Below are 15622 nucleotides of genomic sequence, written 5' to 3'. Positions count from 1 at the left end.
TCGGACACGGGCCTGACACAGGTCATGGTATCCACAACCACGTCGCCGTCTTGGGGTTTATAATAGTGGGGCTCCACGGAGTTGACCACCGCCAGGTCCAGCCCGGGTATCACCAGGTGCTCGATCCGGGAAGGGTCCAGGGCGCAGTGATAAGCCTCCACGTCGAACCCGCGCATTAAAGCGGCATCCATAATCCGCCGGACCAGGGTGGTCTTGCCCGTACCATCATCACCATTGATAATATAACGTTTCTTTAAGTGACCAACGATAGTGTCCAGGTAGCTCACCGTTCCGTCGGGGGTAATGGCTGTGGCAAAAAGGTGGCGGGCTCTGGGGTTATCTGTCTGGCGCTCCTGCCCGGCAAAAATTTCATGGGTCAGATCGAGGGACAGCTTATCAAAAGCCCCTACATTGAAGGCGCCCGTTTCCCGGTAATAGCTGCGCACCTCTTCCAGGAAGAGGTGGGCGACGGCCAGGTAGCTGTAGGCCCGTTTAAAGAGCCGTCCTATTTCCTGGTTTAAAGCCAGGATTTCCTTTTTATGTGCCCGCAGGCCTTCTTCGTTCCAGTGATCCCCCAGATGCACGATTTCATCCACTGCTCCCGGGTTTTTGGGGTCAACCACGTGGGGGGCGGTGCCGTCAAGCAGCGCCACCTTGATGGCCGGAATAACTACCCCGTCCAGCGAGCCGTTGTCCGAAGAGCAGCAATGGAATTCCACGTCGTAACCCCGCTCCAGCATTTCTTCGCCAATCTTGCGCATGAACGTGGACTTCCCGACACCGGGCCCTCCTTTAATAACAAAAATGCGGGTGGCGTCGGGTTCAATGATGTAGTCGTAAAACGAATAAAATCCCCGGCAGGTATTGCCTCCCGGGAAAACCTTTTTTAGCCTGCCCTTATTCAATATGCGTACCCCCCAGATTGTTTTTGGGGAAATATATGCTTATTTTCAGGTTAAAATGACACGTTGCTACAATTTTGGAGGCTGAAAAACCGGCTTCAAGAGAGTATGGCACCCTGGAAAGGCAGCCCTGGCAGCGGTTCCCCGCATCAATAGCCGCATGCTATAATGTAATTCAGTGACGAAAAAGGTGGAGTGTGGTCCCGGTGTACAGGACCCGCATTGTTGTTGCCGAAAGCGACAGGGATTTTCGCTCCCGGCTTAAAGAGATCCTGCGCCATGCGGGATACATGGTGATTGGGGAAACGCAGGACGGCCGGTCCTTGCTGCAGATAGTCTTTCAAACCACCCCGGAACTGGTGATTCTGGAATACCGCCTTCCGGGCAGTGAAGGCATGGATGTGGCCGGCATTATCGAAGAGCATCATGTGGCCCCGGTGGTGCTCACGGCCGACATCCACCAGCAAAATGTGGCCGAGCTGGTACGTTCGCCCGGGATTTACGGGGTGCTCCCCAGGCCATTGCAGGAGGAAATGGTGGTACCGACCATTGAAATGGCCCTGGCTTCCTTTGAGCGGACCATACGGCTGGAAAAGGAAATAAGAGGACTGCGCAGGGCCCTGGAAGAGCGCAAGTTGACGGAGCGGGCCAAGGGTCTGCTTATGGAAAGAAAAGGAATGACGGAGCGGCAGGCCTATAAATACCTGCAAAAGATGAGTATGAATCGCTGCGTACCTTTAGCCCGGGTGGCCCGGGAAGTGATTATGGCCCTGGAAAAGTAATCTGAATCTATATGTATGTAAGTATTCAGATAACCCGCCGGGGCATGGCGTTGTCCACGCTCATTCCGATGCTCCGTACCGGGTATTTTGCAAATTTTTACGGTGGGGCTGGCTGTATACAGTATTTCTTGTTAAGAATATCTTGATCTTCCGGGCAATCCTGTTATAATCATTCTTGTACGGTTTTTTCAGGGCAATGGCGTCCTGATTCAGGCCCGTGTAAGGTAAACACGGGCCTGAAGCAGGGCGTTTTTTGTTTTCTTGCCCCTGAGTTTTGGAAGGAGAGATCACCATGCCCACCCTGACCGCCGAAGACGTACTCCGCAAAGCCCGGGAATATAATGTTAAGTTCATCCGGTTGCAGTTTACCGATATTTTCGGTGTCTTGAAAAATATAGCCATTACTGTAGAGGAATTACCCCGGGCGCTGGAGGGCCGGGTGATGTTTGATAGCTCGGTGATCGAGGGTTTCGTCCAAAACCGTGAGTCGGACATTTACCTGCTCCCCGATCCGGCAACCTTTGTGATCTTTCCCTGGCGGCCCCGGGAAGGGGCAGTGGCCCGGTTGATCTGTGATGTACTGACCCCCCAGGGTGAACCTTACGGCGCCTGTTCCCGGGCGGCTTTAAAGCGTGTGCTGGCCAGGGCGAAAGAAATGGGCCTGGAGTTCCGGGTAGGAGCGCAGATCGAATTTTTCCTTTTCCATACCGATGCCCAGGGCAAGCCGACCGTTATCACCCACGACCGGGCGGGGTATTGTGACCTTACGCCGGTGGATCTGGGTGAAAATGCCCGCCGGGATATGGTGCTCACCCTCCAGGAGATGGGCCTGGATGTTTCCTCTTCCCATCATGAGATTGCGCCGGGGCAGCATGAAATCTTCCTGAAGGAAGATGACGCTTTAACTGTGGCCGACAGCATTGCCACCTTTAAATTTGTGGTGCGCACCATTGCCCAGCGGCACGGCCTGCACGCTTCCTTTATGCCCCGCCCCCTGGCCTGTTGCAACGGTTCGGGAATGCACTTGCACCTGTTTCTGTGGCGGGACGGGGAAAACGCCTTTTACGATCCTGCCGGGGAACACCAGCTGAGCGAGCTGGCCTACCGTTATATAGCCGGGTTGATTACCCATGCCGGGGCCTTAACGGCCATTACCAATCCGCTGGTCAACAGTTACAAGCGTCTTGTACCCACCGATCTGGCTCCGGTACTGGCTGCCTGGTCGGAGGAAAACCGCAGCACCATGATCCGTGTGCCGGCCCAGCGCCAGGAAGGTACCCGGGTAGTTTTACGCAGCCCCGACCCCACTGCCAACCCCTACCTGGCCCTGGCTGCTTCCCTGGCGGCCGGACTGGACGGCATCGAACGCGGCCTGGTGCCCGGGGTGCCCCTGTCGGAAAACCATGCGCCGGTAAGGGAGCTAATTCGCCGCATTGGCCTGCCCCGCAACCTGGCCGACGCTTTACGGGCCCTGGCCGGTGATGCGGTGATCCAGAACGCCCTGGGGCAAAAGATTACCGCTCGCTTCCTGGAAGCCAAGGAAGACGAATGGGAGCGCTATCAAGCCCGGGTGCACCAGTGGGAGCTGGATGAATATTTGACTAACTTTTAGTTCTGAAATTTTGTTACCAGGACATTTTAAAGAAACAATCCGGGGTGTTCCCGGTAGAAAAAATAGATGAGAAAGGGGGGATGGTTGGCAAAGAATTGGCTGGATAGAGAGAAACGGCGGATAAAAAAATACCGGCTTGATGTTGATCACCAGGCCGGCAATAGAGAAGAAAACATTTTTAGAAAGAACCACTGCCTTAATTTTACCGTGTTTTTTAGGAGGATGGAACAATGAGTTTTAGTAAAGGTGTTAACGCTACTGCAGCTACGCTGACCCGGCTGCGCACCGGTGAGAGCTATTGTCCCTTTAGCGGGATGTGTGTGACCTGTCTGGACGGCTGCCCCGGCCTTTGTGAAATAGGTAAATCTTCCGTGCGGGGCAAGGAAGTACTTTATCCCCAGCCCTTCGGCAAAACTACCTCTGCTTCCCAGAAGGATTACCCGGTGGATTATTCCCACTTCAACATCCTCGGTACCGCCGTGGGCGCCCACGGTATTGAAGCCGATCCCGACAGGGCCATTTTCCCGGCGGTCAGCCTGGAAACCGCCGTGGGAGCCAGCGCGGATTTAAAACTCAACCTGCCCATTGTAATCGCCGCCATGGGGTCCACCAATGTGGCTGCCAATAACTGGGATCACCTGGCCGCCGGGGCGGCTGTATCCGGGGTGGGCATTGTTATTGGTGAGAACGTATGCGCCATGGACCCCAATGCGGAGATAAAGGATGGGCGCGTTGTCCATTCCCCCAACCTTGCCAGGCGGGTAAAGGACTTCCAGGAATGGTACAACGGCAGGGGATTTATTGCCGTGCAGGCCAATGTGGAAGATACCAAACTGGGGGTCCAGGAGTACGCCATTGAAAAGCTGGGCGTGGAGGCCGTGGAGCTCAAGTGGGGCCAGGGGGCCAAGGACATCGGCGGCGAAGTGAAGCTGGACAGCCTGGAGCGGGCGCTGCAGCTGAAGAGCCGCGGGTATATTGTGCTGCCCGATCCCACGGATCCCAGGGTACAGGCGGCCTACCGGGCCGGTGCTTTCAGTGAGTTTGAGCGACATTCGCGCATTGGCATGGTGGAATACGAGTCCTTTATGACCCGGGTGGAAGAACTGCGCAAGGCCGGGGCAAAGTACGTCTTCTTGAAGACCGGCGCCTACCGTCCGGCCGACCTGGCCCGGGCAGTAAAATATGCCTCTGATGCCAGGCTCGACCTGCTGACCGTTGATGGTGCCGGCGGCGGTACCGGCATGAGCCCCTGGCGGATGATGAATGAGTGGGGCGTGCCCACCGTCTACCTGCAGGCGCTGCTGGTTAAGTACCTGGATAAACTGGCAGCCAGGGGCGCCTATGTCCCGCCGGTGGCTATTGCCGGTGGTTTCACCCTGGAGGATCACATGTTCAAGGGGCTGGCCATTGGTGCTCCCTACGTGAAGGCCATCGGCATGGCCCGCTCGGCCCTGACAGCGGCCATGGTGGGTAAGACCGTGGGCGAAGCCGTAAAATCCGGCAAGGTGCCCAATGAGTACAAGAAATACGGCGAGTCCCTTGAGCAGGTCTTCATTGCCGCCAGCGAACTGAAGGAAAAACTGGGCGCCGAAGCCTTTGAAAAACTGCCCGTGGGAGCCATCGGTGTCTACACCTACTTTGAGCGGCTGGCCCAGGGCCTGCGGCAGTTAATGTGCGGCGCCCGCAAGTTTGCCCTGTCCTACATCACCCGGGACGATGTGGCCGCCCTGACCAGGGAAGCTGCTGAAATTACCGGTATCAGGTACGTCATGGATGTGGATGCCGAAGAGGTAGAAAAAATTTTAGGCTAACGAAAAAAAACTGTTGCCAACCGCAAGGGTACGCATTATAATAAAAACGAGCCAAAGGGGTATTCTATGGGTACAATGATGTACCCTGCTAATGAACAGGCAATGATGCCCTCGACAGGTCGTGAGGCCTTGAAGAGGGCATTTTTCTTCCCGGGAAGGTGGTATTTTTTCCAGTAGTCCGGCAACGCCCGGCGGATTGGTTACCAGGAACAATTTGGGAGGAAAATCTCCATGGCGGAACAGAGAATAGTGCTGGTAGATAGCGATGCCACCTGGAGAAAGTCCATTAAAGCCATACTCACCAAGCTGGGATACTGGGTGGTGGGTGAGGCATCGGATGGCCTTTCGGGCCTCAAGCTGGTGCGCAGCCGGCAGCCGGATCTGCTGATCATCGAGGCCGGGGTGCCGGGCATGGACGGGCTGGAAGTGGCACGCATTCTCCATGAGGATAAGTTGGCCCCAGTGGTAGTGCTGGTTAACTCCATGAGTCCCGGCCTTTTAGATAAAGCCAAAGAGGCACGGGTATCGGCCCTCCTGATCAAGCCGGTGGATGAAAGTACCCTGTTGTCCGCCGTGGAACTGGCCCTGGCCAACTACCAGGAAATCATTAAGCTGGAAAACCAGGTCCAGGAATTAAAGGAAGCCCTGGAAACCCGTAAATTAGTGGAAAAAGCCAAGGGAATCCTGATGGAGACACTGGGACTCACGGAAGCCGAGGCATTCCGGCGCATGCAAAAAAGCAGCATGGACAAACGTATTTCCATGCGTCAGGTTGCCGAAGCCATCATCCTGGCCCACAACTTAAAAAGTTAAGGTATAATGACGTACCGAAAATGGGCAAAGGCGCCCTGTGGGGAATTAAGCATGAACTATTCCCCTGGGGCGCCTTTCCATTTTGAAAAATTTCAAGAAGGTGGTTGTTTTATGGACGAGGCAATCAAAAAAGAAGTGCTGGCCAAGGCAAGGGAGCTGGGTGTAAAGTTCATCCGCCTGCAGTTTACCGATATTCTCGGTGTGCTCAAAAATATGGCCATCACCGTGGAACAACTGGAAAAGGCCCTGGATGGGGAGTTGATGTTTGACGGCTCTTCTATACATGGATTTACCCGCATTGAAGAGTCGGATATGTACCTTCGTCCCGATCCCAGAACCTTTGCCGTATTCCCCTGGCGGCCCCGGGACGGTGCCGTGGCACGCCTCATGTGCGATGTCTATAATCCCGACGGCACTCCTTATGCCGGTTGCCCCCGCAACACCCTCAAGCGGGTGCTGGCCCAGGCGGCGGAAATGGGCTTTACCATGAATGTGGGACCGGAGCTGGAATTTTTCCTTTTCCAGGTGGATTCCGAGGGACGTCCCACCCTGCGCACCCACGATAAGGCCGGTTACTTCGACCTCAGCCCCGTGGATCTGGGGGAAAACGCCCGCCGGGCTATGGTGCTTACCCTGGAAGAAATGGGTTTTGAAATTGAGGCCTCCCACCACGAGGTGGCTCCCGGCCAGCATGAAATTGATTTTAAATATTCCGATGCCCTGGATTGTGCCGATAAAATTGTGACCTTCAAATTTGTGGTACGTACCATCGCCCAGCGGCACGGTTTGCATGCCACGTTCATGCCCAAGCCGGTTTTCGGCATTAACGGCAGTGGCATGCACACCAACCAGTCCCTCTTCCGGGGGAACGAAAATGCTTTCTATGACCCTTCCGCCCCCGACGGGTTAAGCGATATCGCCCGCTATTACATCGGCGGTCTAATGAAGCACGCCCGGGCCCTGGCCGCGATAACCAACCCCACGGTAAACTCCTATAAACGCCTGGTACCCGGTTATGAGGCTCCGGTTTATATTGCCTGGTCGGGGCGCAACCGCAGCCCGCTCATCCGCATCCCGGCCAAGCGGGGCATGTCCACCCGCATTGAGCTGCGCAACCCCGACCCGTCCTGCAACCCCTACCTGGCCCTGGCGGTTTGCCTGGCGGCCGGCCTGGATGGGATTAGAAACCGCATTGAACCGCCGCCTCCCTGTGACCGCAACATTTACGAGATGACCGCTGCCGAGCGGCGGGAACTGGGCATCGAGAGCCTGCCCGCCAGCCTGGAGGAAGCCCTGCAGGAACTGGCCGGGGATGAAGTGATCCGGGGAGCCCTGGGTGAAGACATTTATACTAAGTTTGTGGAGGCCAAACAGAAGGAATGGGAAAACTACCGCGTCCAGGTTCACCCCTGGGAAATTGAAGAGTATCTAACCAAGTTTTAAAAGGTTTTGTTACCATCCTCCTAATAGCCCTGCCGGGGATACCCGGTAGGGTCTTTTTTCCAGGGGCAAAAATTTGTCAAAAAGCCCTTTTCTTTTGAGGCATTTATGGTATATACTATAAACTAGCTTTAAAATAACGGTGCAAAAACATAATTCGGGTACGATGTTGTATCCGGGAGGGGGCAATGGGGCCCACATTCAGCAGGTGAAACCGCTATCCTGCAGGTGTGGCCTTTTTTTCGTAATAGCCCCGGTTTTTTAGAAGGGAGAGGTGTGAGGGCCGTGGCTCAGTTGACTAACGATGATGTAAGACACCTGGCCAAAGAACTGGGAGTAAAATTTATCCGCCTGCAGTTTACTGATATTTTTGGAGTATTAAAAAACGTATCCATTACCGTGGAACAGTTGGACAAGGCTTTAAACGGGGAGCTTATGTTTGACGGCTCTTCTATTGAAGGTTTTGTCCGGATCGAAGAATCGGACATGTACTTGCGTCCCGACCCGGCCACCTTTGTAGTCTTTCCCTGGCGCCCCCGGGACGGGGCGGTGGCCCGGTTGATATGTGACATTTATAACGCCGACGGCACGCCCTTTATCGGCGACCCCCGTTTCGTGCTCAAGCGTGTTATAGCCGAAGCGCGGGAAATGGGTTTTACCATGAACGTGGGGCCGGAGGCGGAGTTCTTCCTTTTCCACGTAGACAGTGACGGCCGTCCCACTACCATAACCCACGACCGGGCGGGCTATTTTGACCTGACGCCTGTGGATTTGGGTGAAGATGCCCGGCGGGACATGGTCCTCACCCTGGAGCAGATGGGTTTTGAAATCGAGGCTTCCCACCATGAGGTGGCTCCCGGGCAGCACGAAATTGATTTTAAATATGCCGATGCCCTGGATACCGCCGACAAGGTGGTCACCTTTAAGTTTGTGGTGCGCACCATCGCTCAGAGGCACGGGCTGCATGCTTCCTTCATGCCCAAGCCCATATTCGGCATTGCCGGTTCGGGCATGCACTTGAACCAGTCCCTTATGAAAAACGGGGAGAATGCCTTTTATGATCCCCAGGCACCCCTGCAGTTGAGCGATACGGCCCTGTATTACATCGGCGGCTTGATGAAGCACGCGCGGGCCATTGCCGCCATAACCAACCCGACGGTAAACTCGTACAAGCGTCTGGTTTCCGGTTACGAGGCACCGGTGTATATCGCCTGGTCCTCCCGCAACCGCAGCCCCCTCATCCGTATTCCGGCCAAGCGGGGTCAGTCAACCCGCATCGAGCTGCGCAGCCCGGATCCGTCCTGCAACCCGTACCTGGCCCTGGCAGTGTGCCTGGCGGCAGGGCTGGACGGTATTAAAAACCGCATTTTGCCTCCGCCGCCCTGCGACTGCAACATTTATGAAATGAGTGCCAGGGAACGGGAGGAGCGGGGCATCGGCTGCCTGCCCGAGAGTTTGAAGGAAGCCCTGGACGAGCTGGAGCGGGACGAGGTGATCAAGGAAGCCCTCGGCCCCCACGTGTTCAGCCGCTTTATGGAGGCCAAGCGCATTGAATGGGATCGTTACCGCGTGCAGGTACATCCCTGGGAAATTGAGGAGTATCTGACCAAGTATTAAGCTTGCTCGCTCCAGGCCGGAGCACCGGGCGACGGGGAACGCCCGCTACCCGAGGTGGGCGACAATAATAAAACAAGCGAAACCCGGTACAACGGTGTGCCGGGACAACGAGGGCAACGAGGCCCACGTGCAGGTCACCTTTCCAGGAGGAAAATGTCCCTTTCCATCCCACAGGCCTGCCGTGGGCTTTTTTTTACTCTTTTTAACCACTTTTAACCACCTTAGTCTATAGTCTATCGGGGAAGGAGCGACGGACATGCCTCGAGTTGTGGCCAAACCGGAAGTCTGTATTGGTTGCCACCTGTGTGAGGTCTGGTGCGTGGTGGCACATTCACGCAGTAAAAACATTCTCAAAGCATTTCTCCATGAAACACCACGTCCGGTACCCCGGGTGGTGGTGGAAGAAAACCTGCCCTTTACCCTCCCCGTGCATTGCCGGCACTGTAACGAACCGTCCTGCGTGGAGGCATGCATCAGCGGGGCACTGTACAGGGATCCCCTCACCGGCCGGGTGGAACACGATGCCGGCCGCTGTGTGGGCTGCTACAGCTGCGTTATGGCCTGTCCCTACGGGGCAGTGGTCATGGATGAAGTCAACCGTAAAGTAGCCAGGTGCGATCTGTGTAAGGAAATGGGAGAACCGGCCTGCGTGAAGCAGTGTCCCAACCGGGCTCTGGTTTACCAGGATTCGTTCACCAGTTAGGCAAGGAGGAAGCTTATGGAGAGGTTTGATTATCTGATCGTTGGTAACTCGGTGGGTGCGGTGGGCTGCCTTGAAACCCTGCGTTCTTTCGATAAAAGCAGTTCCATAGCCGTTATCGGGGAAGAACCACACCATGTTTATTCGCGGGCCCTGCTGCCCTATTACCTGGATCAGGAAGTGCCCGTAGAGAAAATGCTCTACCGCCCGGTGGATTTCTATGATCGTCTGGGAGTTACCCCTGTGCTCGGCCGGCGGGCGGTGGGCCTGGATACGGCCGGACACGTGGTAAAGCTGGATGACGGCCGGATCATCTCCTATGGAAAGCTGCTGCTGGCCACCGGCGGGCGGCCCATTGTACCCCCCGTACCGGGACTGGATACGGAAAAAGAGAACATCTGTAACTTTGTGGCGTTGCAGGACCTGCAGCGCATCAGCCGGTTGCTCCCGTCGGCGGGCCGGGTGGTGGTACTCGGTGGGGGGATCATCGGCCTTATGGCTGCCGAGGCACTGCATAAAAAGGGTTTGGAGGTTAGCGTGGTGGAACTGGCTCCCCGGGTGCTGGCGCCGGTGGTGGATGAGTTTACCTCCCGGCTGATTGAGGAGGCCTTCCGCCGGTCCGGCGTGGCCATATATACCGGAACCACCTTTAAAGAAGTCCAGGGCGGGGAGCGGGCCACCGGAGTGGTGCTTACCGACGGTACTTCCCTCCCCTGCGACCTGCTGGTGGTGGCCGTGGGTGTGGTCCCCCGGGTGGACCTGGCCAGGGAAGCCGGGCTGGCCGTAAACCGGGGTATTCTGGTGAATCAACAGATGGAAACATCCGCTGCAGATGTTTATGCCTGTGGAGACTGTGCCGAAGTTTACGACTTCCTGATGGGTAACCGGCGCGTGCTGCCCCTGTGGCCTAATGCCTACGCCGGCGGCCGGGTGGCCGCGTACAACATGCTGGGTATGAAGCGGGAATACGACCGGGCCACCTCTATGAATGCCATGCACTTTTTCGACCTGAACATAATCACGGCCGGTCTCAACACGGCAGGTGAAAAGGATGGCTTTGAGGTTGTCAGCCGTTTTGATGCCGGCTCCCGCAGCTACCGGAGATTTGTGTTGAAGGACGACCGCATTTACGGGTTTACCCTGGTGACCGGGATTGCCCGGGCGGGTATCTTCCTTCACCTGATGCGCCGGGGTTGCGCCGTTACTTCCTTTAAAGAGAAGCTCCTGGAGAGGGAATTCGGTTATCTGACCATTCCGGAAGGCTTAAGACGGGAGCTATTGAGTGATGAAGGAGTGATAAGCGAACATGCGGCCGCAAATCAGTGAGCGTTATCTGCCTGAAAAAGATTCCCAGGCCTGCGGTTTGTTTGGAGTAATGAACACGACCGGGGAAAGGTTTGGCGGGGAAATGGCCATAAACGCCATGGTCAACATGAAAGTTCGGGGTAACGGCCTGGGCGGCGGTTTTGCCATTTACGGGCTTTACCCGGAATACAAGGATTACTACGCCCTGCACATCATGTTTGAGCGTCAACAACTGGGGGCCAAAGAAATAGTGGATGAATTTCTGGCCGACCATTTCCACGTGGTCTATGATGAAGAAATCCCCACTAATAAAAAGGCCACGGTTCTGAATCCGCCGGTGGTGTGGCGTTATTTCGTATCTCCCCGCCAGCACCTGGAAGAAGAAAATAACCTGTCAGATGATGAGTTCGTGGTGGAAAAAGTGATGTACATCAACACCCGGATCGATGGTGCATACGTCTTTTCTTCCGGGAAGGACATGGGCGTTTTTAAAGGGGTGGGTTTCCCCGAGGAGATTGCCGATTACTTCATGCTTGACCGGCTGTACAAAGGATACATCTGGACCGCCCACAGCCGTTTCCCCACCAATACGCCTGGATGGTGGGGCGGGGCACACCCTTTTTCCATCCTGGACTGGACGGTGGTGCATAACGGTGAGATCTCTTCCTACGGCACCAACCGGCGTTATCTGGAAATGTTTGGCTACTACTGTACCCTTTATACGGATACGGAAGTGATGGCCTATGCCGTGGACCTGCTCATGCGCCGGCAGGGCCTGCCCATAGAGGTGGTGTCCAGGATCTTCGCCGCCCCCATGTGGGACATCATTGAGCATATGGAACCGGGACGCCGGGAGCTTTATAAGACCCTGCGCATGGCCTACGCCCCTCTGTTGATGAACGGTCCCTTTACGGTTATCGTCGCCCATCATAACGAAATGTTCGGCCTGACCGACCGCATCAGATTGCGGCCCATTACTGCTGCCGCTGCAGGAGACTTTGTCTTTCTTTCCTCTGAAGAAGCGGCCATCCGGGCCGTGGCTCCCCGGCTGGACCTGGCCTGGACGCCGCCGGGGGGCGAGCCGGTAGTGGCCCGGCTGCATACCAGAGACCATCTGGCCAGCCTGGCCCGTGCCGTGTAACATTCACCCCGGATGTAACCAGCAAGGTAATTGTTCAGTAAAGCTGCTACCATTGGCACCATAGGGTCACTGAACAAATACCCAACAAGATCACACATAATGAGGGTGAGATAGCATGTTTTCCCATCTGTTACCCGAGTTTCTGGTAGAACGCCGCAGTGACCGGTGTATAAAGTGCCGGGTCTGTGAGCGGCAATGTCCCAACGGGGTTCACCATTACGATCCAGAACTGGACCTCATGTTCAGCGATGAAAGCCCGTGTGTGGGGTGCCAGCGTTGTGTGGTGTTCTGCCCCACCAACGCCCTTTCTGTATACCCGCACCCGACGACCTATCGTCCAAATGCAAGCTGGACCAGGGAGAAGCTGCAGGATTTAAAGAAACAGGCCGAGACCGGAGGGGTTATTCTGACCGGCAGCGGCAATGACAAGCCCTACCGGATTTACTGGGACCACCTGGTCCTGAATGCCTCCCAGGTAACCAACCCTTCCATTGACCCGCTGCGGGAGCCCATGGAATTGCGTACTTACCTGGGGCGCAAGCCGGACACCCTGGAAGTGGAAGTATGTGGGGACAAAGTGTCCATTACCTCCCGGCTTTCACCCAATGTGCCTGTAGAAACACCCATTCTTTTCTCGGCCATGTCCTACGGTGCCATCAGCTACCAGGCTTTTGTGTCCCTGGCCATGGCCGCTAAAGAGTTCGGCACCCTCTTCAATACGGGTGAAGGCGGTCTGCCCCGGGAAATGCGGGAAAAGTTCGGCCAAAATGCCATCGTGCAGTGTGCCAGCGGGCGCTTTGGGGTGGACCCGGAGTATTTAAACTCGGCGGCCATGGTGGAAATCAAGATCGGCCAGGGGGCCAAACCGGGTATTGGCGGTCACCTGCCGGGAGAAAAGGTGGCGGCCAACATTGCCCTGACCCGGATGATCCCTGAAGGTACCGATGCCCTCTCCCCGGCGCCGCAACATGATATTTATTCCATTGAAGACCTGTCCATGCTCATCTATGCCTTAAAGGAGGCCACCAACTACGAAAAGCCGGTTTCCGTCAAGATTGCGGCGGTGCACAACGTGGCGGCCATTGCCTCCGGCATAGTCAGGGCCGGGGCAGATATCGTAGCCATTGACGGCCTGCGGGGCGGTACCGGTGCCGCGCCCAAAGCCATCCGGGATAATGTGGGTATTCCCATCGAGCTGGCTTTAGCGGCAGTGGACCGGCGGCTGCGGGAAGAGGGCATCAGGCACAAGTGCTCCATCATTGCGGCCAGTGGTATCCGCTGCAGTGCAGACGTGGTCAAAGCCATTGCCCTGGGAGCGGACGCGGTGTACATCGGTTCGGCGGCACTGGTGGCCATGGGCTGTACCCTGTGCCAGAAATGCTATACCGGCAAATGTGCCTGGGGTATCTGCACCCAGGATCCCTACCTCACCCGCCGCCTGAACCCGGAAATCGCCAGCCAGCGGCTGGTCAACCTGCTGCGGGGCTGGAGCCATGAGATCAAGGAAATGCTGGGCGGCATGGGCATTAACGCCATTGAAAGCCTGCGAGGCAACCGGGAACACCTGCGCGGGGTAGGTCTGGAGGGCTGGGAACTGGACGTGCTGGGAGTAAAAGGAGCGGGGGAGTGAGAACATGGCGGTAAGCTGTGCCCGATATGGGTTGCGGGAAATGTTTTTGGGTGGTGTTAGATCCCTTGATGAACTGAGAAGCCGCCTTTCAATAGATGGACAGGAGGCGGAAATAGACGCCCGGGATCTTGTGCACAAGGAAATAAATGATCTGATCCGGGAAGCGGCCCTTTCCGGCGCCCGCAGGATCACCCTGCTGAACGTTTGCGGCCAGCGTTACATCGGGACGCGGCTCTTCCTCCCACAGCAGGACGGCAAAATAGAAATTCACATTTACTCCACTCCGGGCAATGACCTGGGAGCTTTCCTGGCCGGGCACCGCATTGTGGTGCACGGCAACGCCCAGGACGGGGTGGGCAATACCATGGATGACGGCGAGATCGTGGTTCACGGGCGGGCAGGGGATATCGTGGCCATGGCCATGCGCGGCGGCAGGATTTTTATCCGGGACAGCGTCGGTTACCGGGCGGCCATTCATATGAAGGAGTATACCGGCAAGGTGCCGGTACTGGTAATCGGCGGGACGGCCCAGGACTTTTTTGGCGAGTACATGGCCGGGGGTATTGTAATTCTGCTGGGCTTAAACCTTAAGCCGGGCGAGCGTCACCACGCCCATTATATCGGCACGGGCATGCACGGAGGGGTAATTTACCTGCGGGGAGAGGTTGCCCCCTACCAGCTGGGCAAGGAAGTGGGCGTGCTGGAGCTGGATGACAAGGACCGCCGGCTTTTACACCGGTACGTTGGTGAATTTGCCCGGCATTTTAACCTCAATGCGGAAAACATCCTGAATGACCGTTTTGTCAAACTGATGCCGGTATCCAAAAGACCTTACGGCAGGATTTACGCCTATTAGCTTATTGCCGGTAGCACAGGCAGCGCTTCTCACGCCGTTTGTCGGGAAGCGTTGCTTTTTTTTCAGCCACAAGTACTGCAAAAGTTCCCCGGTCTGGATTAGTAAATATTCAGTAAAACCGTTATGACGAGGATGCGGCGCGCATCTTACGCGAAGCACTGGAGTGAGCGGGGACCCAGCACTCACCGTGGCACTGGCTCTTCCCAAAACCGGATGTGTCAATTAAACCTGAAACACCGGGAGCAAAGTCATATTTGGGTGAGTGCTGGGCCGCATCCAACTGGGTTCACTGAATATTTACCTGGATTATTGCGGGAGGAAAAAGGCCTGTCAGGTGTTATCCCCGTGCACCGTCCATACGTTAATCCGGTATTCAACAGTATGGGTTTTATGTTAAAATAAATATATTCCAGGAAAACGGGGGGATAGGCGTGAAACATACCTTGGCGGTGCTGGTGCTGAACAAGCCGGGGGTGCTGGCCCGGATTTCCGGCCTGTTGAGCAGGAGGGTATTCAATATAGAAAGTATTGCCGCCGGTTACACCGAGGAGCCGGACATCACCCGCATTACCATTGTGGTTAACGGGGACGACCGGGAACTGGATCAAGTAGTTAAACAACTGTCCAAGCTGGTGGACGTGATCAAGATTCAGGAATTGCACAGCAGTGAATCCATTGAGCGGGAGCTGGCCCTGATCAAGGTGAAGGCTGATGCGGCCCGCCGCTCCGACATTGTCGATATTGTCGAAATCTTCCGGGCGAACATTGTGGACGTCAACCGGGAAACAATGGTTATTGAACTGACGGGCGATGAGGAAAAGATCAACGCCCTGTGCGCGGTGCTGGAAGATCATGGCATTGTTGAAATGGTGCGTACGGGTAAAATTGCCCTGTGCCGTGGTCCGGGAGCAGCCAAGTATTATCAGGAGCAGTAAATAATACCCCTTTTCAACCAGGTATTGACATAACCCGCGCCCAGGTGTATATAATTATGTTATAAGTGGTAGTTTTGC

At 55.9% G+C, this 15622-nt stretch carries 13 protein-coding genes; 12 read left to right on the top strand and 1 reads right to left on the bottom strand.

The features are described 5' to 3' along the window. The coding region (locus J2Z49_RS12425) for a PRK06851 family protein (RefSeq protein WP_307403268.1) at positions 1-905 on the bottom strand (905 nt) is incomplete at its 3' end. Positions 906-1108: 203 nt separating this feature from the next. On the opposite strand from J2Z49_RS12425, the gene J2Z49_RS12420 reads away from it, so the two are divergent. From J2Z49_RS12420 to ilvN, 12 genes are all read left to right on the top strand, one after another. Next, entirely contained in the window at positions 1109-1684 is a 576-nt protein-coding gene (locus J2Z49_RS12420) for an ANTAR domain-containing response regulator (protein ID WP_307403267.1), read from the top strand. A 292-nt stretch (positions 1685-1976) separates the two neighbouring features. Continuing rightward, positions 1977-3296 (top strand): type I glutamate--ammonia ligase, encoded by a 1320-nt coding sequence (gene glnA / locus J2Z49_RS12415; RefSeq protein ID WP_307403266.1) that lies wholly within the window; start codon positions 1977-1979, stop codon positions 3294-3296. 230 nt (positions 3297-3526) lie between these two features. Continuing rightward, positions 3527-5107, top strand: a complete 1581-nt coding sequence (locus tag J2Z49_RS12410; RefSeq protein WP_307403265.1) for an FMN-binding glutamate synthase family protein — start codon at positions 3527-3529, stop codon at positions 5105-5107. 231 nt (positions 5108-5338) lie between these two features. Then, entirely contained in the window at positions 5339-5920 is a 582-nt protein-coding gene (locus J2Z49_RS12405; protein WP_307403264.1) for an ANTAR domain-containing response regulator, read from the top strand. A gap of 111 nt (positions 5921-6031) precedes the next feature. Further along, the gene (gene glnA / locus J2Z49_RS12400; protein ID WP_307403263.1) at positions 6032-7363 is read left to right on the top strand and encodes a type I glutamate--ammonia ligase; all 1332 of its coding nucleotides are present in this window, start codon (positions 6032-6034) and stop codon (positions 7361-7363) included. Positions 7364-7645: 282 nt separating this feature from the next. Beyond that, positions 7646-8977, top strand: a complete 1332-nt coding sequence (glnA, locus tag J2Z49_RS12395; protein ID WP_307403262.1) for a type I glutamate--ammonia ligase — start codon at positions 7646-7648, stop codon at positions 8975-8977. A gap of 256 nt (positions 8978-9233) precedes the next feature. Further along, entirely contained in the window at positions 9234-9680 is a 447-nt protein-coding gene (locus tag J2Z49_RS12390) for a 4Fe-4S dicluster domain-containing protein (protein ID WP_307403261.1), read from the top strand. A gap of 15 nt (positions 9681-9695) precedes the next feature. Further along, the gene (locus tag J2Z49_RS12385; protein ID WP_307403260.1) at positions 9696-11003 is read left to right on the top strand and encodes an NAD(P)/FAD-dependent oxidoreductase; all 1308 of its coding nucleotides are present in this window, start codon (positions 9696-9698) and stop codon (positions 11001-11003) included. After that, positions 10984-12123, top strand: coding sequence for a class II glutamine amidotransferase (locus J2Z49_RS12380; RefSeq protein WP_307403259.1), 1140 nt, complete (start codon positions 10984-10986; stop codon positions 12121-12123). Before J2Z49_RS12385 ends, J2Z49_RS12380 begins: the two co-directional genes overlap by 20 nt. A gap of 115 nt (positions 12124-12238) precedes the next feature. Further along, complete coding sequence (locus tag J2Z49_RS12375) at positions 12239-13753, top strand: glutamate synthase-related protein (protein WP_307403258.1); 1515 nt, start codon at positions 12239-12241, stop codon at positions 13751-13753. A 4-nt stretch (positions 13754-13757) separates the two neighbouring features. Beyond that, positions 13758-14609: a GltB/FmdC/FwdC-like GXGXG domain-containing protein gene (locus J2Z49_RS12370; protein ID WP_307403257.1), complete on the top strand. Its 852-nt coding sequence runs from the start codon at positions 13758-13760 to the stop codon at positions 14607-14609. A 431-nt stretch (positions 14610-15040) separates the two neighbouring features. After that, positions 15041-15544 (top strand): acetolactate synthase small subunit, encoded by a 504-nt coding sequence (ilvN, locus tag J2Z49_RS12365; protein WP_121450485.1) that lies wholly within the window; start codon positions 15041-15043, stop codon positions 15542-15544. Positions 15545-15622: the final 78 nt, after the last annotated feature.

This window comes from Desulfofundulus luciae (genome assembly GCF_030813795.1).
In the GTDB taxonomy this organism is placed as follows: domain Bacteria; phylum Bacillota; class Desulfotomaculia; order Desulfotomaculales; family Desulfovirgulaceae; genus Desulfofundulus; species Desulfofundulus luciae.
Note: the sequence above shows the minus strand (reverse complement) of the source record. Positions and strands in the feature narration are given on the sequence as shown.

Bases quoted from the DNA above. Each gene is read 5' to 3' on its own strand.
- glnA (WP_307403266.1), top strand. From the start codon at position 1,977: ATGCCCACCCTGACCGCCGAAGACGTACTCCGCAAAGCCCGGGAATAT.
- J2Z49_RS12410 (WP_307403265.1), top strand. From the start codon at position 3,527: ATGAGTTTTAGTAAAGGTGTTAACGCTACTGCAGCTACGCTGACCCGG.
- J2Z49_RS12405 (WP_307403264.1), top strand. From the start codon at position 5,339: ATGGCGGAACAGAGAATAGTGCTGGTAGATAGCGATGCCACCTGGAGA.
- glnA (WP_307403263.1), top strand. From the start codon at position 6,032: ATGGACGAGGCAATCAAAAAAGAAGTGCTGGCCAAGGCAAGGGAGCTG.
- J2Z49_RS12390 (WP_307403261.1), top strand. From the start codon at position 9,234: ATGCCTCGAGTTGTGGCCAAACCGGAAGTCTGTATTGGTTGCCACCTG.
- J2Z49_RS12385 (WP_307403260.1), top strand. From the start codon at position 9,696: ATGGAGAGGTTTGATTATCTGATCGTTGGTAACTCGGTGGGTGCGGTG.
- J2Z49_RS12380 (WP_307403259.1), top strand. From the start codon at position 10,984: ATGCGGCCGCAAATCAGTGAGCGTTATCTGCCTGAAAAAGATTCCCAG.
- J2Z49_RS12375 (WP_307403258.1), top strand. From the start codon at position 12,239: ATGTTTTCCCATCTGTTACCCGAGTTTCTGGTAGAACGCCGCAGTGAC.
- J2Z49_RS12370 (WP_307403257.1), top strand. From the start codon at position 13,758: ATGGCGGTAAGCTGTGCCCGATATGGGTTGCGGGAAATGTTTTTGGGT.